The organism is Mesorhizobium monacense, assembly GCF_056781675.1.
On the sequence record NZ_CM165567.1, the window covers coordinates 333,365 to 352,989 of the forward strand.

At 64.1% G+C, this 19,625-nt stretch carries 15 protein-coding genes; 11 read left to right on the forward strand and 4 right to left on the reverse strand.

Translation table 11 applies throughout. The features are described from left to right. Positions 1 to 26: 26 nt before the first annotated feature. The 3 genes from AC1RUK_RS01580 to AC1RUK_RS01590 form a co-directional block, all read right to left on the reverse strand. Positions 27 to 3,146 carry an efflux RND transporter permease subunit gene (locus tag AC1RUK_RS01580; RefSeq protein WP_481837046.1) on the reverse strand — a complete coding sequence of 1,040 codons (3,120 nt, stop codon included), beginning with the start codon at positions 3,144 to 3,146 and terminating at the stop codon, positions 27 to 29. Beyond that, on the reverse strand, positions 3,143 to 4,306 hold the full coding sequence (locus AC1RUK_RS01585; protein ID WP_436173409.1) for an efflux RND transporter periplasmic adaptor subunit: 1,164 nt from the start codon (positions 4,304 to 4,306) through the stop codon (positions 3,143 to 3,145). Before AC1RUK_RS01585 ends, AC1RUK_RS01580 begins: the two co-directional genes overlap by 4 nt. Before the next feature lie 172 nt (positions 4,307 to 4,478). Next, positions 4,479 to 5,306 carry a MurR/RpiR family transcriptional regulator gene (locus AC1RUK_RS01590; protein WP_436173408.1) on the reverse strand — a complete coding sequence of 276 codons (828 nt, stop codon included), beginning with the start codon at positions 5,304 to 5,306 and terminating at the stop codon, positions 4,479 to 4,481. Between the two features lie 158 nt (positions 5,307 to 5,464). Between AC1RUK_RS01590 and AC1RUK_RS01595 the strand changes: the two genes are divergently transcribed. From AC1RUK_RS01595 to AC1RUK_RS01635, 9 genes are all read left to right on the forward strand, one after another. Beyond that, positions 5,465 to 6,283 carry an N-formylglutamate amidohydrolase gene (locus tag AC1RUK_RS01595; RefSeq protein WP_481837045.1) on the forward strand — a complete coding sequence of 273 codons (819 nt, stop codon included), beginning with the start codon at positions 5,465 to 5,467 and terminating at the stop codon, positions 6,281 to 6,283. 20 nt (positions 6,284 to 6,303) lie between these two features. Further along, positions 6,304 to 7,866, forward strand: a complete 1,563-nt coding sequence (locus AC1RUK_RS01600) for an amino acid permease (protein ID WP_481837044.1) — start codon at positions 6,304 to 6,306, stop codon at positions 7,864 to 7,866. An 86-nt stretch (positions 7,867 to 7,952) separates the two neighbouring features. Next, a complete protein-coding gene (locus AC1RUK_RS01605; RefSeq protein ID WP_006206238.1) occupies positions 7,953 to 9,323 on the forward strand; it encodes a glutamine synthetase family protein in 1,371 nt (456 codons plus the stop codon). Between the two features lie 177 nt (positions 9,324 to 9,500). After that, on the forward strand, positions 9,501 to 10,889 hold the full coding sequence (locus tag AC1RUK_RS01610) for an aldehyde dehydrogenase family protein (protein ID WP_481837043.1): 1,389 nt from the start codon (positions 9,501 to 9,503) through the stop codon (positions 10,887 to 10,889). Positions 10,890 to 10,906: 17 nt separating this feature from the next. Beyond that, on the forward strand, positions 10,907 to 12,079 hold the full coding sequence (locus AC1RUK_RS01615; RefSeq protein ID WP_481837042.1) for an iron-containing alcohol dehydrogenase: 1,173 nt from the start codon (positions 10,907 to 10,909) through the stop codon (positions 12,077 to 12,079). A gap of 243 nt (positions 12,080 to 12,322) precedes the next feature. Continuing rightward, positions 12,323 to 13,429, forward strand: a complete 1,107-nt coding sequence (locus AC1RUK_RS01620) for an ABC transporter substrate-binding protein (RefSeq protein WP_481837041.1) — start codon at positions 12,323 to 12,325, stop codon at positions 13,427 to 13,429. Between the two features lie 64 nt (positions 13,430 to 13,493). Then, complete coding sequence (locus tag AC1RUK_RS01625) at positions 13,494 to 14,408, forward strand: ABC transporter permease (RefSeq protein ID WP_436173401.1); 915 nt, start codon at positions 13,494 to 13,496, stop codon at positions 14,406 to 14,408. After that, positions 14,405 to 15,196: an ABC transporter permease gene (locus AC1RUK_RS01630; protein WP_436173400.1), complete on the forward strand. Its 792-nt coding sequence runs from the start codon at positions 14,405 to 14,407 to the stop codon at positions 15,194 to 15,196. Before AC1RUK_RS01625 ends, AC1RUK_RS01630 begins: the two co-directional genes overlap by 4 nt. Positions 15,197 to 15,207: 11 nt before the next feature. Continuing rightward, positions 15,208 to 16,272, forward strand: a complete 1,065-nt coding sequence (locus AC1RUK_RS01635; protein WP_436173399.1) for an ABC transporter ATP-binding protein — start codon at positions 15,208 to 15,210, stop codon at positions 16,270 to 16,272. 12 nt (positions 16,273 to 16,284) lie between these two features. Here AC1RUK_RS01635 and AC1RUK_RS01640 read toward each other — a convergent pair whose 3' ends face one another. Then, positions 16,285 to 16,911: a glutathione S-transferase family protein gene (locus AC1RUK_RS01640; protein WP_481837040.1), complete on the reverse strand. Its 627-nt coding sequence runs from the start codon at positions 16,909 to 16,911 to the stop codon at positions 16,285 to 16,287. A gap of 126 nt (positions 16,912 to 17,037) precedes the next feature. Between AC1RUK_RS01640 and AC1RUK_RS01645 the strand changes: the two genes are divergently transcribed. Next, complete coding sequence (locus tag AC1RUK_RS01645; RefSeq protein WP_481837039.1) at positions 17,038 to 18,588, forward strand: cation:proton antiporter; 1,551 nt, start codon at positions 17,038 to 17,040, stop codon at positions 18,586 to 18,588. A 112-nt stretch (positions 18,589 to 18,700) separates the two neighbouring features. After that, positions 18,701 to 19,618, forward strand: coding sequence for an endonuclease/exonuclease/phosphatase family protein (locus AC1RUK_RS01650; RefSeq protein ID WP_481837038.1), 918 nt, complete (start codon positions 18,701 to 18,703; stop codon positions 19,616 to 19,618). Positions 19,619 to 19,625: the final 7 nt, after the last annotated feature.

Sequence of the window (19,625 nt, forward strand, 5' to 3'; positions counted from 1 at the left end):
TGGCGACGGGGAGAGTAGAGCTGAACCTACTCCGCCGGCTCGACGTTGGTGTAGGCGGCTTCCTCCAATTCGCGCTTCAGACGCGCTTCCTCATGCGTTTTCGGCGTGACGAAGCGGCCGAGCAGGAGATAGGCGACCGGGGTCAGGAACAGGGTCGAGACGGTGGCGAGGCCGAGGCCGCCGACGATCACCCAGCCGAGCGCGATGCGTGCCTCGGCACCCGCACCGGCGGCCAGCACCAGCGGCACGCCGCCGAGCACGGTGCAGATCATCGTCATCATCACCGGGCGCAGGCGGATGATCGAAGCCTGTTCGATCGCCTCGCGCACGCCGAACCCGCGGTCGCGCAGCTGGTTGGCGAACTCGACGATCAGGATGCCGTTCTTGGCCATGACGCCGACCAGAAGCACCAAGCCGATCTGGCTGTAGGCGTTGAGGCTGGTGCCCGAGAGCAGAAGCGCGAAGATCGCGCAGGCAAGGCCGAGCGGCACCGTCGCCATGATGATGATGGCGCTGACGAAGCTTTCGAACTGGGCGGCCAGCACCAGCAGGATGATGACCAGGGCGAAGCCGAAGATGGTGATCATGGCGCTGTTGGTTTCGCCCAGCGTCGCGGCTTCGGCGAGCGGCAGGATGCGGCTGCCGGGCGGCAGCAGCGGCGTGGCGATCTCCTCGGCGCGGCTCAGCGCGTCGCCGAGCGCGAAATTGCCTGACAGGTTCGAGATGATAGCCACTGACGGCTGCTGCTGTTCGCGCGTCAGCGATGGCGGTACGGCGCGTTCGGTCAGCGTCGCGATGGTCGACATCGGCACGAAGCGGCCATCGGCCGTCTTCAGGAAGATGTTCTCCAGATCGGTCGGATCGTTGATCGGATTGGTCGTCGAGACCAGCTTCACCCCGTAGCTGCGGTCGGCGATGTAGACATCGACGACGTCGTTGCCGTCGAGCATCGCCTGCAAGGTGTTGGCAAGCCCGGTGATGTCGATGCCGAGGTCCGAGGCGCGCTCGCGGTCGATGGCGACCGCAAGCTGCGGCTGCGTCGGGTCGACGGAGAGCCGCGGCGACTGGAAGCCCGGGTCCTTGCGCATTTCGTCGATGACCTTGACCGCCGCCTCGCCCAGCGCCTTGCGGTCATTGCCGACCAGCGCGAATTGCAGGCCGTTGCCGGCGCCGCGAATGCCCAGGCTGTTGGGCTGCACCGGGAAGACGCGCACGCTCGGCACCTGCCGGGTCAGCTGGCTGATCTCGGCCATGATCTCGCGCTGGCTGCGCGTGCGCTCGTCCCATGGCGCCAGCGTCATCACCATGAAGCCGTTGTTGTAGGCGCCGTTCTGGCCGGCATTCTCGAAGGTGGCGCGGATTTCGCCGGAATCGCGCAGCGGCTGGATCAGTTTCTCGATCTTCTGCATCTGCTGCGTCGTGTAGTCGAGACTGACGCCTTGCGGCGCACTGATGCGCAGCAGCACGACGGCGCGGTCCTCGCTCGGCGTCAGCTCCTGGCGGATGGTGCCGAACAGGCTGAAGGCTGTGCCGGCAAACAGGAGCGCCACCAGAACGACGATCCATGGCGCGCCGAGGCAGGCATGCAGGCAGCGCCGGTAGGCAGCGTTCAGGGCGCCGCCGATGCGGTTGCCGCCTTCATGGTGGAGCGAGGCGCTGGACAGCATGCGCGAGGCGAGCATCGGGCAGAGCGTCAGCGCCACTACGCAGGACAAAAGCACCGACATGGCAAGCACGAAGCCGAACTCGCGGAACAGGCCGCCGGTCTGGCCGGGCAGGAAGGAGATCGGCACGAATACGGCGACCAGCGTCAGCGTGGTGGCGATGACGGCAAAGAACACCTCCTGCGCGCCGAGCACGGCGGCGGCGCGGGGCCCCATGCCTTCGTTGCGCCGGCGCACGATGTTTTCGAGTACGACGATGGCATCGTCGACGACGAGGCCGGTGGCCAGCACCAGCGCGAGCAGGGTCAGGATGTTGACCGAGAAACCGGCGAGATAGATCGCGGCGATGGTGCCGATCATGGCCACCGGCATCGACAGACCCGGAATGAGCGTCGCGCGCCAGTCGAGCAGGAAGGCGTAGATGACGATCAACACGATCGAGACCGACAGAGCCAGCGCGATCTCGACCTCATGCACGGCGCCGTTGACGAACACGGCGTCGTCGCTGGTGACCTTGATCGCCATGCCCTGAGGCAGGTTCTGCTGCAGCTTGGCGACGGCGGCCCTGACGCCGGTCGAGATGTCCAGCGTGTTCGATTCCGCCTGGCGGATGATGCCGAGGCCGATGCCGGTCTTGCCGTCCGAACGCAAAGTGGTCTGGCCGATGTCGGGGCCGAGCGTGACGGTGGCGACGTCGCGAATGCGCGTCTTGCCGCCGATGATGATGTTCTCGAACTCGTCGGGCGTGGTCACGTCCGCCGTCGTGCGCACGATCAGGTCCTGGTTGGTGGTGGTGATCGAGCCGGCCGGCGAATCGAAGGCGACCGAGGCCAAAGCTGCCCTGAGGTCAGCGACGGTGAAGCCGTGGCTGGCGAGCTTGTTCTGGTCGACGTCGATACGGAAGATCTTGTCGCGATCACCGGAGACCTGGACATCGGCGACGCCGGGCACGGCGGCAAGCTCATCTTCGATCTGGTCCCGGACGATCACCGTCATGTCCTGCACCGACATGGTGTCGGAGGTGACCGCCAGCCGCATTACCGGTTCGGAATTGGCGTCGGCCTTGACGATGCGCGGCGGGTCGGCGGTGTCCGGCATCTGGTTGGCGACACGGCCGACGGCATCGCGCACATCGGAGGCGGCGACATTGAGGTCGACGCCGTCGTTGAACTCGATGGTGACGCGGCTGGAGCCGAAGGAGGAGGTCGACGAGATCGACTTGACGCCGGAGACGCGGGCGACCGCGCCTTCGATCGTATCGGTCAGCTCGCGGTCGACGGTTTCGGCGGCCGCACCCTCGAAGACCGTGCTGACGGTGATGACAGGGCGGTCGACATCCGGCAATTCACGGATCTCGACACCGTAGAAGGCGGCAAGGCCGGCGACCGCGATCAACGTATTCAGCACCAGGGCCATGACCGGCCTGCGGATGAACAGCGCGGTGAAGCCGGTTTCGCTGGCGGCGTTGGCGGTGCCGGTCATGAGCCGTCAGCGTCGGCGGCGCGCTGCTCCTCGCCGGCGATGCGGACGTCGCCGCCTTCGCTGACGCTCTGGGTGCCCTCGGTCACCACCATGTCGCCGCTGACGATCGGCGCGTCGATCAGTACCGTTTCGGTGTTGCGCTGGATGATGCGCACGGCGACGCGTTTCGCCTTGCCGTCCTGCACCGCCCAGACATAGGCGCCGTCGGAGCCCCACTGGATGGCCAGCGGGCTGACGGCCGGATAGGAGTCGCCGGGAAATTTCATGCTGATCTGGAAGGACATGCCGGCACGCAACGAATCCGCCGGGTTGGCGATCGTTGCCTTGACCAGCAGCGTGCGGCTGTTCTCGTCGATGTGGTTGTCAATGGCTGAAACCGTGCCGGTATAGGCCTGCGCCGGGTTGGCGATCGGCGTCGCCGACAGTTGCGCGCCGACCTTGACGGCGGCGGCGAAGCGCTCCGGCACGAGGAAGTCGACCAGAATGCTGGAGCGATCGTCAAGGGTGGCGATCGCCGACTGATTGGTCACATAGTTGCCGGCCGATATCGGCAGGATGCCGACGGTGCCGGCGATCGGCGCGACGATGGAGCGGCGCTGCAGGGCAAGTTCGGCATCGCGAAGTACTAGTTTGGCGACCGCCAGCACCACTTCGGCATCGGCGACGGCGACCGGGGTCGCGGCGTTGGAAGCGCGCAGCGATATCACCCTGTCGAGCTTGTTTTGCGAGTCCTGTAAGACGAGCTTGGCGCGGTCCTGCGCGATCACCTCGGTGTCGGAATCCAGCGTGGCGATAATCTGCCCCTTTTCGACATGGGTCCCGGAGGCAACCAGAAATTCGGCGAGACGGCCGGAACTGTACGGATTGACCGTCACCGAGGCGTTGGCGCGGCCGGTGCCGATCGCCTGCAGACGGTCGTTGATGGTGGCTGAGGCCGCCGGCAAGGCGACGACGGTTGCGCGTTGGCCGGCGCCGTTGCTGCCGCTTGCCTGCCTTGTCGTGTCGACCGCACCTGTCGTCACATTGGGCGCCGCGGCGTAAGCCCAGTCGATCCCCCAGCGGGCCAGCACCTCCGGCGCGCCCGGAAAGAAGCGAACCCAGGCGGCGGCCGCAGCCACCAGGACCACAAGCGCAATAACGATCTGTTTCCAGGCGGCCATCGGCACTCCGGTTGGCAAACGTCTACCGGTTTTCCCCAAGCATAAAACGCAGCAACGCACCCGGTCTGTGCGAAGCCACAAAAGTATCATGGCTTTATGGCAATTCTGCCGATGCCATGCACATTAAATCTGCGTAACGTTTGGCGGTCCCGCCGCCAGGAATTCTGGACTGTCAGCGCAGGCTTTCCAGCTCACGGATGCGCTTGGCGCCATCGGTCTCGAGCTGCCGCGTGACGGCGCCGATCAGCGTTTCCGCGACGACGAAAAGCGCCGCCGAGGAATCCCAGGCCGAAGGCACGGCGGTGCGACCGGCAATGACATGACGGGCGAAGCGGGCGATCGGCGACAGCCACTGGTCGGTGAACAGCACGATGTGCACGCCGCGCTGATGCGCGGTTTCGGCGAAGCGCACCAGGCTGTCCTGGTAGCGCCTGATGTCGAAGATCACCAGCACGTCCCGCTTGCCCATGTCGATCAGCCGGTCGCGCCAGATGCTTTCCTGGCCGGCGAGGTGGTAGACGTCGGGCTGGACGATGGCGAGGTGGGCGGCCATGTAGCGCGCCAGCGGATCGGTGAAACGGCCGCCGATCAGGAAGGTCTTGCCGCGGCGATGGGCAAGGGTCGCGGCAATGTCGGCAAGCTGTCTGTCGGACAGGTGCCTGAAGGTCTCGCGCATGTTGTCGAGGGTCGCCTCCAGCATCGGCGACACCGCGCCGCCGCCGGGTGAGGCCGGGTTGAGCGTCCTCGTTGCCGGCGACTGCAATTGCGCCGCCAGCTCGTCCTGCAGCGCCGACTGGAATTCGGGATAGTTCTGGAAGCCTAGCCGGGCGACGAAACGCAGGATCGTCGGCGAGGACACACCTGCCGCGGCAGAGAATTCGGCGACCGTCTTCAGGCCGATCAGCGGGTAGTTGGCGATCAGCGTTTGTGCGGCGCGGCGCTCGCTTGCCGGCATCGCGCCTATGCGGTCCGAGATCAGTTCGGCAATGCTGGAAATCATGTTTTCCCCCACTCTTTGTCCGCACCTGTCCGCGCCGGCGCCGCTTTCTCGAAATCGCGTTTGACAAAGCCAGTCAAACTGTATGAAATCATCCACAGGGACGCAATGAGACAAAATACGTAACATACGATACAGCGCTCCCCTGGGAACTGCAGACTATGGAGACAGCACGGCCCGCCAGCCTTGCATCGCCTGAAACCGTAAGGGTAACCAACCCAGGCGGATCGAGCCCGTTCGTCTTCACCTGCGACCACGCCTCCAACTTCCTGCCCGCCGAATTCGGCACGCTCGGCCTCCCCGCCGAGGACCTTTCGCGCCACATCGCCTGGGATCCAGGCGCGCTGCCGGTCGCCCGGCGCATGGCCGAGGCGCTCGATGCGACACTGGTCGAAACCGGCATCTCGCGCCTCGTCATCGACTGCAACCGTCCGCTCGACGCGCCCGACCTGGTGCCGCCGATCAGCGAGACCACGATCATCCCAGGCAATGCCGGCCTGTCGGACAAGCAGCGCGCGGAGCGCGTCGCTTTGTCGTGGCGGCCCTTCCATGGCACGATCGCAGCGATCGTCGACAAAAGGCTGGCGCTGGGGCAGGAGACGCGGCTGGTTTCGGTGCATTCCTTCACGCCGGTTTACAAGGGCAAGAGCCGGCCCTGGCATATCGGCATCATCCATGACGAGGACCGTCGGCTGGCGGCGCCGCTGATATCAGCGCTGCAGCGTCTCGCCGGCGTCACCGTCGGCGTCAACGAACCCTATTCGCCGGCCGACCGCGTCTATTTCACGCTGGAACGCCACGCGCGCTCGCGCGGCCTTGCCTGCGCGATGATCGAAATCCGCAACGACGAGATTTCCGGCGAGACCGGGCAGCGGAAATGGGCGGATATGCTCACCGGTATTTTTCTGGATCTGGAGCCCGAGGAGGCCAAGGGCTCCCGACAACGTGCAGTGGGAAAGTCAGTTCAATCGGCCAGCTAAGAACTCAAAAGGGGACAAAAATGTCAGCGCAAGACTATTCGGACGTCGACAAGACGGAGGACCTGAAGGTTCTCCACGGAATGGGCTATGCCCAGGAACTGTCGCGAAGCATGAGCCGCTTCTCGAATTTCGCCATCTCGTTTTCGATCATCTGCATCCTGTCGGGTGGCATCAACTCCTTCGCGCAGGCTACGTCGTCGATCGGCGGCGCGGGCGCCGGCATCGGCTGGATCGTCGGCTGCTGCGTCTCGGGATTTTTTGCCCTCGCCATGGCGCAGATCGCCTCGGCATTCCCGACTGCCGGCGGCCTCTATCACTGGGCATCGATCCTCGGCAACCGCTTCACCGGCTGGCTCACCGCCTGGCTCAACCTGCTTGGGCTGATCACGGTGCTTGGCGCGATCAACATCGGCACTGCCTTCTTCTTCGTCGGCACTTTCGGCGGAGCGTTCGGCATTACCGGCACGCCGGGCGAAATCGTCGGGTTCGTTGCCTTCATCACCGTGCTGCAGGCGCTGTTCAACCATTTCGGCATCAAGCTGACCGCCATGCTGACGGACGCATCCGGCTTCCTGATTCTCGGAGCCACGGCAGTCCTGATCGTGGCTTGCCTGGTGTTTGCGCCGGCGATCGACATCACGCGGCTGTGGACGTTCACCAACTATTCGGGTGACGCGGGTGGCGGTGTCTTCCCGCAAACCGACTCCATGACCTACCTCTTCCTGCTCTGCCTGCTGCTGCCGGTCTACACCATCACCGGCTATGACGCGTCGGCGCACACTTCGGAAGAAACGCTTAAGGCGGCGCATTCCGTGCCACGGGCGATCGTTTCGTCCGTGCTCTGGTCTTCGCTGATCGGCTGGGCAATGCTGTGCGCCATCGTTCTGGCGATCCCGGACCTGGCTGCCGGCGCCAAGCAGGGCTGGAGCGTGTTCTTCTCGACGATGGATGCAATCCTGCCGGGCTGGCTGAAGCAACTGCTCTACCTGGCAATCCTGATCTCGCAGTTCCTGTGCGGTCTGGCCACGGTGACTTCGGCCTCGCGTATGTTGTTTGCCTTTTCGCGCGACGGCGGCATGCCGGTCGGCTCGGCCGGGCTCGCCAAGGTCAGCCCGACCTGGCGCACGCCCGTCAACGCCATCTGGACTGCCGCGATCCTCGAGATCATCTATGTCTTTCTTGCCCAGTTCATCTCGGTCGGCGGCACCAACATCTACACCATCGTGGTCAATTCGACGCTGGTGTTCCTGTTCCTGTCGTTCACCATTCCGATCGTGCTTGGCATGCTGGCTTTCGGGACGGCGAAATGGCCGACTCCCGGGCCATGGAACCTCGGCGCCGGGCTGTTCAAGCTGTTTTGCATCCTGTCGGTTATCGGCATGGCGATCATCTTCTACATCGCCATCCAGCCGCCGAACGACAAGGTGCTCTACATCACGCTTGCCTTCATCTTGCTGACCGCCGTGCTTTGGTTCGGCTTCGAGAACCGCCGCTTCCAGGGCCCGCCGATCGGCGACCAGATTGCCAAGCGCCAGGCCGCGATCAAGGCAGCGGAACAGGCTGTCGGCGAGACCGGCCACTAACGTCGTCACCTCAACCATGGCCGGCATCGTGCCGGCCATGGTTTCGTTTATCCGTTTCAATCGACAAGCGCTGGAGTGCCACAAGAATGGCCGGAAATTTCTCGTTCGATCAGTTGAAGAAGGCGGTCTCCAGCGGCGAGATCGACACGGTGCTTGCCTGCATCGTCGATCTGCAGGGCCGGCTCGCGGGGAAACGTTTCCTGGCGCAATATTTCGTCGATTCCGCCCATGACGAGACGCATGGCTGCAACTATCTGCTGGCCGCCGACATCGATATGGAGCCGGTGCCCGGCTACAAGGCGGCAAGCTGGTCGAAGGGCTATGGCGATTTCGTCATGAAGCCCGACCTTGCGACGCTGCGGCGCATTCCGTGGCTGGAAAAGACCGCGCTGGTGATCTGCGACGTGCTCGACCACCACACCCATGACGACCTGCCGCATTCGCCACGCGCCATCCTGAGGAAGCAGGTCAAGCGGCTGAAGGAACGCGGCTATATCGGCTATTTCGCCTCCGAGCTCGAATTCTATCTGTTCAACGAGACCTACGATTCCGCCCGCAAGAAGCACTGGCAGGGCCTCGACACCGCATCGCCCTATATCGGCGATTACCAGATCGGCATCACCACCAAGGAAGAAGGCGTCATGCGCCGGCTCCGCAACGAGATGGATGCGGCTGGCATCCCGATCGAGAACTCCAAGGGCGAGTGGGGACCGGGTCAGGAAGAGATCAATGTGCGCTACGCCGAGGCGCTCGAGATGGCCGACCGCCACGTCATCCTGAAGAACGGCGCCAAGGAGATCGCCGAGTCCGAAGGCAAGGCGATTTCCTTCATGTCCAAGTACAATTACGGGCTCGCCGGCAATTCCAGCCACATCCACAATTCGCTGTGGAGCGCCGACGGCAAAACGCCGCTGTTCTTCGACAAGAAGGCCGATTGGACGCTGTCGACGCTCGGCCAGCAATGGGCGGCGGGCCAGCTCAAATACGCCAAGGAATTCACCTGGTTCCTAGCGCCCTACATCAATTCCTACAAGCGCTTCCAGGCCGGCACATTCGCGCCGACCAAGATCATGTGGAGCGAGGACAACCGCACTGCTGGCTTCCGCCTGTGCGGCGAGGGCACCAAGGGCATCCGCATGGAATGCCGCATCGGCGGCGCCGACCTCAACCCCTATCTCGCCTTCGCGGCACTTATCGCGGCCGGCCTTGCCGGCATCGACGAAAAGCTGGAGTTGCAGAAGCCGTTCGTCGGCGACGCCTATCAGGCGTCGCGCCTGCCGGAGATCCCCAAGACGCTGCGCGACGCGACCGAGACGCTGGCCAAGTCGAAGATGCTGAAGCAGGCGCTCGGCGAGGACGTGCTCGAACACTATGTCCATACCGCGAAGTGGGAGCAGTTCGAATACGACCGCCGGATTACGGATTGGGAACTGCACAGGGGGTTCGAGCGGTACTAAGGTAGCCGGGATCGCCGGCGCCGCTCCCCACCCTTACCCCCGTGAACAACGGGCGGACGCGTCAGCGCCGGAGCTTCTTCCTTCTCCCTGTCACTACGGGAGAAGGTGCCGGCAGGCGAATGAGGGGCACACCAAGCCATATGATTTCGATTGTTAGAACGTGCGAGGACTTAGAAAATGACCGAAACGGTCAAACTCAAATCACCCGTCGATGGCTCGATCTATGCCGAGCGTCCGATCGCCACGGACCAGGCCATCAACGCCGCGGTTGAACGCGCCAAGGCGGCGCAGGAAAAATGGGCTGAGACGCCGATCGTCGAGCGCGGCAAGTACATGCTTGCCATGCTGGAAGCGCTGGTCGCGATGAGCGACGAGATCGTGCCGGAGATCGCCTGGCAGATGGGACGCCCGGTTCGCTACGGCGGCGAGTTCGGCGGCGTCAAGGACCGCACCAACTACATGGTCGAGATCGCCGAAGCGGCGCTGAGGCCGGTTCTGGCTTCGAACCCGAAGGATGGGTTTCGCCGCTATGTGAAGAAGGTGCCGCTCGGCGTCGTCATGGTGATCGCGCCGTGGAACTATCCCTATCTTACCGCCGTCAACACCATCGTGCCGGCGCTGATGGCGGGCAGCGCGGTGATCCTCAAGCATGCGGCGCAGACGCTGCTGGTCGGCGAACGCTTCCAGCAGGCCTTCGACAGGGCCGGCCTGCCCAAGGGCCTGTTCCAGAACGTCGTGCTGAACCATGCCCAGACCGAGAAGCTGCTCGGCTCCGGCAAGATCGATCATGTCAACTTCACCGGCTCGGTCGGTGGCGGCCGCGCCATCGAGAAGGCCGCGGCCGGCACCTTCATGACGCTCGGCCTCGAGCTCGGCGGCAAGGACCCGGCCTATGTGCTGCCGGATGCCAGGATGGACCATGCGGTGGCCAACCTGGTCGACGGCGCCTTCTACAATTCCGGCCAGTGCTGCTGCGGTATCGAGCGCGTCTACGTGCACGAGAAGGTCTATGACGAATTCGTCGAAGGCTTCATCGCCGAGACGAAGAACTATGTCGTCGGCAATCCGCTCGAACAGGCGACGACGATGGGGCCGATGGCGCAGGCGCGTTTCGCCGACCTGATCCGCGAACAGAAGGCCGAGGCGCTGCGCAAGGGCGCCACCGCGCACATCAACATGAAGGTCGCCGACGACAGAGCCGGCTCGCCCTATCTGGCGCCGGAAGTGCTGACCGGGGTCGACCACCAGATGAGCGTCATGCGCGAGGAAAGTTTTGGTCCGATCGTCGGCATCATGAAGGTGCGCAACGACGAGGAGGCGATCGCGCTGATGAACGACAGCCCCTACGGGCTGACCGCATCGATCTGGACCGGTGACATCGAGCACGCGGTGGCGATCGGCGACCGCGTCGAGACCGGCACCGTGTTCATGAACCGCTGCGACTATCTCGATCCGGCGCTGGTCTGGACCGGCGTCAAGGACACCGGCAAGGGCGCAGCGCTGTCGGCCATCGGCTACGACAATCTGACGAGGCCGAAGTCCTATCACCTGCGCGAAGCCATCTGATTTTTCGAAAGACAAAAATGTCCAAGCTCATCTCCAAATGGAACTACCCCACCACCGTCCGCTTCGGCGCCGGGCGCATCAAGGAACTGCCAGATGTGCTCTCGGCCACCGGCATCAAGCGGCCGCTCTTCGTCACCGATCCGGGGCTGGCCAAGCTGCCGGTCGTCGCCTCGACGCTGAAGATCCTCGACAACGCCAAAGTGCCCTATGGCGTTTTTTCCGAGGTGAAGCCGAACCCGGTGGATTCGAACCTGACCGCCGGCATCGCCGTGTTCAAGAAGGGCAAGCATGACGGCGTCATCGCCTTCGGCGGCGGCTCGGCGCTCGATCTCGGCAAGCTGATCGCCTTCCAGGCCGGCCAGACGCGCCCGGTCTGGGATTTCGAGGATGTTGGCGACTGGTGGACCAGAGCCAATTCGGATGCGATCGCGCCGATCATCGCCGTGCCGACCACTGCCGGTACGGGTTCCGAAGTCGGCCGCGCCGGCGTCATCACCAATGAGGCGACGCACACCAAGAAGGTCATCTTCCATCCGAAACTTTTGCCGGCGATCGTCATTGCCGACCCGGAACTGTCGGTCGGCATGCCGGGCTTCATCACCGCCGGCACCGGCATGGATGCGCTGGCCCACTGCCTCGAGGCCTATTGCGCGCCGGGTTATCACCCGATGGCCGACGGCATCGCGGTGGAAGGCATAAGGCTGGTCTTCGAGAACCTGCCGAAGGCCTTTGCCAACGGCAAGGATCTCGTCGCCCGCGCCAACATGATGAGCGCCGCCGCGATGGGTGCGGCCGCCTTCCAGAAGGGGTTAGGGGCCATCCACTCGCTGTCGCATCCGATCGGCGCGCTTTATGACACTCATCACGGCATGACCAACGCCGTGTTCATGCCCTATGTGCTCGCCTTCAACCGTGACGCCATCGATGAGCGCATCGGCCGGCTCGCAGCCTATTGCGGCATCAAGGGCGGCTTCGATGGTTTCGCCAAGGCCATCATCAAGCTGCGCAAGGAGCTCAAGGTGCCGCATGCGCTGCCGGGCCTGATCAAGGGGCTCGACATGGACAAGAAGCGCAAGGGGCTGATCGCCGATATGGCGGTGGTCGATCCGACCGCCGGCGGCAACCCGGTCAAGCTGACCAAGAAGGCGGCGCTGGCGCTGCTCGAAAACGCCATCGCCGGCACGGTATGACGCGGATTTTCGTGCCGGAAGTGATCTGGAAAACGAGGGGAAAGGAAAGGGGAAAGGGCTGCAGGCAGGGCAGAAACTAGTTAGCCGGAAAAATAATCGCGGAGCGATTGCTACAGCCGGTCAAAAAGAGTTTACTTTTTCGCACTGCGGGGTGCCGGTTTCACAAAGCTTTCATCTAGCTGTCACACGAAAACGATACCGCATCGCAGGCGTCCAACGGCGTCAGTTCAACGGAGAGAACACATGTTCAAATTCACGGGGAAAGTGCTTTCCCTTTCGGCCGCGGCGCTTTTCGCGTCGACGGTGATTTCGTCCGCGGATTCGATGGACGATCTCGTCAAGGCCGCCAAGGCCGAGGGCCAGCTCACGACCATCGCGCTGCCGCATGACTGGTGCGGCTATGGCGCCGTCATCGACGGCTTCAAGGCGAAATATCCCGAAATCAAGATCAACGAACTCAACCCCGATGCCGGTTCCGGCGACGAGATCGAGGCGATCAAGGCGAACAAGGACAACAAGGGCCCGCAGGCGCCCGACGTGATCGACGTCGGCCTGTCCTTCGGCCCTTCGGCCAAGGCCGATGGCCTGATCCAGCCCTACAAGGTGTCGACCTGGGACTCGATCCCGGACAGCGCCAAGGATGCCGAAGGCTATTGGACCGGCGACTATTACGGCGTGCTCGCCTTCGAAGTGAACAAGGACCTGGTCAAGGAAGCTCCGGCCGACTGGGCCGATCTGCTGAAGCCGGAATTTGCCAACTCGGTGGCCCTCGCCGGTGATCCGCGCGCTTCGAACCAGGCCATCCAGGGCGTCTATGCCGCCGGCCTGTCGACGGGCGCCGCCGCTGGCGAAGCCGCCGGCACCGCCGGTCTCGACTTCTTCAAGAAGCTCAATGCCGCCGGCAATTTCGTGCCAGTTATCGGCAAGGCCGCAACGCTCGCCCAGGGCCAGACGCCGATCCTGATCACCTGGGACTACAACGCGCTTTCCGGCCGTGACACGCTGAAGGGCAACCCGCCGGTCGACGTCGTCGTGCCGAAGACCGGCGTCGTCGCCGGTGTCTACGTGCAGGCAATCAGCGCCTATGCGCCGCATCCGAATGCAGCCAAGCTCTGGATGGAATATCTCTATTCCGACGAAGGCCAGATCGGCTGGCTGAAGGGCTATTGCCACCCGATCCGCTTCAATGACCTTGCCAAGAACGGCAAGCTCCCGGCGGACGTGATGGCGAAGATGCCGCCGGCCGAGTCCTATGCGGCCGCAGTGTTCCCGACGCTCGATGAGCAGGGTAAGGCCAAGGAAGCCATCACCAAGAACTGGGATGCCGTGGTCGGCGCCAGCGTCAAGTAGGACTTGAAATCCACCGGGCGGTCGCGAGGCCGCCCGGCCTTTACTCGAAGACGGTAGCCGGCGCATGACCGATCTCTCGCTTTCCAATCAGACCATTGCGGGGAAGGCTGCGCCTCCCGCCGAAGCACGCAGCCTCAGGCTGCCGACGCAATGGCTCGGCGTGGCGCCGTTCTTCATCTTCGCCATCATGTTCCTGATCCTGCCCACGCTCTATCTGATGCTGGGCGCATTCCAGAACGATGCCGGCGAATTCACCTTCGAGAACATCGTGGCATTGGCGCAACCGTCCATCGTTGCCGCCTACTGGATCTCGATCAAGGTCAGCCTTGCCTCGGCGCTGATCGGTGCCTTCGCCGGTCTGGCGATCGCCATTGCCATCGTGCGCGGCGGCCTGCCGAACTGGATACGTTCGGCGACACTGACCTTTTCCGGCGTAGCGTCCAATTTCGCGGGCGTGCCGCTGGCCTTCGCCTTCCTCGCCACGCTCGGCCGCCTCGGCCTTGCGACAGTGATCCTGAATACCGTGTTCGGTCTCAACATCTACGCGCATGGCTTCAACATCCTGTCGTTCTGGGGCCTGACGCTGACCTATGTCTATTTCCAGATCCCGCTGATGGTGGTCATCATCACGCCGGCGATCGATGGGCTGAAGAAGGAATGGGGCGAGGCCGCCGCCACGCTCGGCGCGACCACCGCGCAATACTGGCGCATGGTGGTCATACCGGTGATCTGGCCGAGTTTTCTCGGCACCGTCATCCTGCTGTTCGCCAACGCCTTCGGCGCTATCGCCACCGCCTATGCACTGACCGGCTCGTCGCTCAACATCGTGCCGATACTGCTCTATGCGCAGATCCGCGGCGATGTGCTGCACAACGCCCATCTCGGCTATGCGATCGCCTTCGGCATGATCGTCATCACTGGCCTCGCCAACGTCTTCTACATCTGGTTCCGGACCCGTTCCGAGAGGTGGCTCAAATGAAGGGTGGCAGATTCTGGGCCTGGGTCGTCTTCATCCTCGGCGCGGCTTATTTCTTCATTCCGCTGATTGCGACCGTGGAATTCTCCATGCGCATGCGGCGCGGCGTTTATTCCTTCGATGCCTACCAGATCGTGCTGGGCGACGAGCGCTTCCAGGCGACCTTCATGTATTCGGTGATCGCCGCCATCTTCACCATCATTCTCGGCGTGCTGATCGTGGTGCCCGCCGCCTACTGGATCCGGCTGCGCCTGCCGCAGCTGAGACCAATCGTCGAGTTCATCACGCTGTTGCCGCTGGTCATTCCGGCCATTGTCATCGTCTTCGGCTACATCAGAATGTACGGCTCGAATTCGCCGCTGCCGTTCCTGGCCACCGATACCGGCACAAATGCCTTGCTGGTCATCGGCTATGCGACGCTGGCGCTGCCCTACATGTACCGTGCCGTCGACACCGGCCTTCGCACAATCGATGTGCGAACGCTGACCGAAGCGGCGCAGATCCTGGGCGCCGGCTGGGGGACGATCATCACCCGCGTCATCCTGCCCAATGTGCTGATCGCGGTGCTGTCCGGCGCTTTCCTGACCTTCGCCATCGTCATCGGCGAATTCACCATGGCCAGCCTGCTCAACCGTCCGGCCTTTGGCCCTTATCTGCAGAACATCGGCGCCAACCGTGCCTATGAGCCGGCGGCGCTCGCCATCATCGCTTTCGTCATCACCTGGGGCTGCATGTCCCTGATCCAGATCCTGTCGCGCTTCGCGCCGCGATCGGCGAACCGCCCGAACTGAAAGTCAAAGCCATGGCCGAGCCGTTCCTCTCCATCCAGCATGTACGAAAATCCTTCGGCGCCACCACCGTGGTGCAGGATTTCAATCTCGACGTGGAGCCTGGCGAGTTCGTCTCCTTCCTCGGCCCGTCGGGCTGCGGCAAGACGACGGTGCTGCGCATGGTCGCCGGCTTCGAGGAGCCTTCGGCCGGCAAGATCGTCGTCGCCGGCAAGGACATCACAAGGCTGAAGCCCAACCAGCGCAATGTCGGCATGGTGTTTCAGGCCTATGCGCTGTTCCCCAACCTGACGGTAGCGCAGAACATCGCCTTCGGGCTGAAGGTCGCCGGCATGCCGAAGGCCGACGCCGACAGGCGCGTCGCCGAGATGCTCGACATCATCAAGCTGCCGCAGATGGGCGATCGCTATCCTTACCAGCTCTCGGGCGGCCAGCAGCAGCGTATCGCCTTGGCGCGCGCGATTGCGCCGAAGCCGAAGCTGCTTCTGCTCGACGAGCCGCTGTCGGCGCTGGACGCCAAAGTGCGCGTGTCGCTGCGCGAGGAAATCCGCTCGATCCAGAAGAAGCTCGGCATCACCACCATCTTCGTCACCCACGACCAGGAAGAGGCGCTGTCGATCTCCGATCGCATCGCCGTCATGTATGGCGGCAAGGCCGAGCAGGTCGGCACGCCGTTCGAGATCTACAACAGGCCGGCAACCAAATTCGTGGCCAATTTCGTCGGCACGCTGAATGTGCTCGAAGGCACGGTCACCGACGCCGCTTCAGGTACGGTGCGTGTCAATTCGCAAGAGGTCGCCCTCAAGGGCAAGCTCAACGGTTCGAAGTCCGGCGATACGCTATCACTGGCGCTGCGGCCCGAGGCGATTTCGCTTGGACGTCAGCCCGGTCGCGACGCCAGCCTTTCGGGCGAGATCGCCGAGGTGCACTTCCTCGGTTCGGTCATCCGGGTTCGCGTCGGCATCGGCGGCAATACGGTCTCGCTGGACACATTCAACAGCCCGGCGACACCGCCGCCCGCGGTTGGCGAAAAGGCGGAGATTTCCTTCTCGTCGAGCGATATGCTGGTGCTGCACTGATCGCTGCGGCCCTCAGGCCGGCGGGATGAAAGGCTGCGAGATCGCCTGGAAGACGGGTAGGGCCTCCATCCGCGCGGCATGAGCCTGCAGTGCCGGAAAGTCGGCCAGCGGAACCAGGTCCGGATGGGCTTCGCCGAGAAAACGCAGCACGACGGCAACGGCGACATCGGCATGGCCGATACGGTCTGAGAACCAGTAGGCCCCGGGCCTCGCGGCGCGGTCCGCTTCCAATGCGGCAAGGACGCTCTCAATCTGCGTCCGGCAGCGGCCGACCCAAAGGTCGGAGACCTTCTCGTGCAAGCGTTTTTCGTAAAACAGGCTGACGCTCTTGTCGCCGAGCCCGGTGGCCAGGGCAGCGACCCTGAGCGCCTGATGGCGGGCGGGCTCGCTTGTCGGGAACATCCTTCGCTCGACCGCGACCAGGCTGTCGAGATAATCGAGCATCAAATGGCTTTCCGTCAGCACCTCGCCATCGTCCAGCACCAGCGTCGGCACACGCGTCAGTGGGTTGTAGGGCCGGATCTTGTCGACGTCGCCGAAGGCCGACCATGGCCGATGCTCGAAGGGCAGGCCATAGAGCGTCAGCGCGATGCCGACGCGGCGAACGAAAGGCGAGTCATACTGGCCGATGAGGATCATGGCCGTATCCATACCCCGGCGACCCGTCCGGCGCATAGGCCAGGCCGGCCAGGCCGGCTGGACAATCAACAGCATCTAGTCATCTTGTTACTGCCGACAAACTCTGGTTCGTGGCTACGGTAGGATATGGCGCTTTTCGAACTGACCCTGGTCCTGCTCCTGATCGCCGTCGCGCTGACTGCGGTGTCGCGGCGTCTGGAGATACCCTATCCATCCCTGCTGGCTCTGGCAGGCGCCGGGATTGCCTTCGTGCCCGGCGCGCCAACGATCGAGATCGACCCGGAACTGGCACTTGCCCTGTTCATCGCGCCGGTGCTGCTCGACGCGGCCTATGACACGTCGCTGCGCGATCTCAACCGCTACCGGCTGCCGCTCGTGGCTCTGGCGCTCGGCGCCGTCATCTTCACAACCGCAATCGTTGCTTTCGTCGGCTGGAAAATGGCAGGGCTGCCGATAGCCGCGGCGATAGCGCTCGGCGCCATCGTCGCACCGCCGGACGCGGTGGCGGCGAGCGCCGTGCTCGGGCAATTCAAGGTGCCGCACCGCATCACGGCCATCCTGCAGGGCGAGAGCCTGCTCAACGATGCCACCGCGCTGCTGATCTATCGGCTGGCGGTATCGGCGGCGCTCGGCTCGATCATGCTGAGCAACGCCATTCCGACGATCCTGCTGTCAACGATCGGCAGCCTTGTCGCGGGTTATCTGCTCGGCCGCTTCTCGCTGCTGACGCTCACCCGCATCGAGGATGCGGCGAGCAGCACGGTGGTGCAATTCGCCGGAACGTTCGGGGTCTGGATCCTGGCCGACAGGCTGGGCCTTTCGGCCATCATCACCATCGTCGTCTACGCCATGACCATCGCGCGCACCGCGCCGCGCCTGATGTCGGCGAGGAGGCGCGTCAGTACCTATTCGGTCTGGGAGTCGGCGGTCTTCGTGCTCAACGTGCTGGCCTTCGTGCTGATGGGCCTGCAGGCCCGGTCGATCGTCAGCCGGTTGGCCGGGGAAGGGCAGGGCCAAGCATTCGTCTTCGCCGCAGCGGTGCTGGCCGTCGTCATCGTGTCGCGCCTCGTCTGGGTAATGAGCTACGGTGTGATCATTAGATGGCTTGCCCGCTTCGGCAGTGCCGAGCGGCGAAGGGAAGCGCCAACTGTTCGCGGCGGCCTCCTCATCGGCTGGTGCGGCATGCGCGGGCTGGTGACGCTGGTGGCGGCGTTCGCCTTGCCGGCCGACTTTCCAGGCCGCGATCCAATCGTGCTCGCCGCCTTCGCGGTCGTTCTCGGCACGCTTGTGCTGCAAGGCATGACCCTGAAGCCGCTGCTGCGCCTGCTCAGCCTCGATCCGGACAGCACGGTCGATCGCGAGGTGGCGCAGGCGCGCGTCGCCATCATGCAGGCCGCATTGGACATATTGAGCGGCAAGACATCGAGCGCCGCGGCCGCGGTGCGAGAGCAATATGCCGCCCAGCGCGCTATCGCTGAAAATCCGGAGGATGCGCAGGCGGCGACCGAGTATGACCGGTTGCGCCTCTATGCCATCAAGAGCCAGCGCGACGCGCTGGAGGAACTGCGCCGCGACGGCACGATCGGCGACGAGGCCTATCACCGGCTGGAGGAGGAGATCGACTGGTCGGAACTGGCGGCGTCGCCGGCAGGGCGGTTCCAGCCGCTGACAACGTAGGTGGGGCAAGCAGAGCGCTGCACACATCTGGCCTAGCCCCGGCGTCGGTGCGGTCCATTGCAAGGCTTTCGCCGAACCGCTACTGCCATCACGAAACTGAGCCGGATAAGCAATGAAGCTCGTCAGCTACAACATCCAATACGGCTTCGGCGGCGACGGCCGCTATGATCTCGCACGTTGTGCCAAGGTGGTGGCAGGCGCCGACATCATCGCGTTGCAGGAGGTGGAGCGGCACTGGCTGCGGAGCAACGAGGACGACCAGCCGGAAATCCTGTCCCGGCTGCTGCCCGGCTATCATTGGGTCTATGGCCCGGCCTTCGACATGGATGCCAGCCAGGAACGCGACGGCCGCGTCGTCAGCCGCCGCCGGCAGTTCGGCACCATGGTGCTGTCGAAGCTGCCGATCGTCTGGTCACGCCTGCATGCGCTGCCGATGCGCCGCACGCTGCGGCCGCTCAACACCCGCAATGCGGCGCTCGAATGCATGATCCGCACCCCCGCCGGTCCGGTGCGGGTTCTGTCGCTGCATCTTGCCCACATCGCTGCCGAGGAGCGTCTGGAGCAGATCGACTATCTGCTGGCCGAACATCGCCGGGCGCCGTCCGATGGCGGCCCGTGGAGCGGCGCCGACGATGAGCCTGATCGCAACTGGAGCAATGGCGAGCGCGAGCCGGAAAACCCGCTGGCGGCGATCTGGCTGGGCGATTTCAACATGGAGCCCGGGAGCGCCGAATACCGGCGCATCGTCGGCAGCACGCCCTACCATCGCGGGGCAGCCTATCTCGACGGCTTCGTCGATGCCGCCGCTGTTGCCGCCGAGCCGGTGTCGGATTTCCATACCCATGTGAAGACGATCGACGGCAAGGTGGCAAAGCGCCGGCTGGACCATTGCTTCGTCGGCGGCATGTTTGCGGATCGCGTGCGCTCGGTCAGCGCTGATATCGGCGAGCTCGCCTCCGACCATTTTCCGCTGCGGGTCGACATCGACCTCGAGGCGCCACTCGCCACTGCTGTGGCCGGAGGCGGATGAGGCAGCG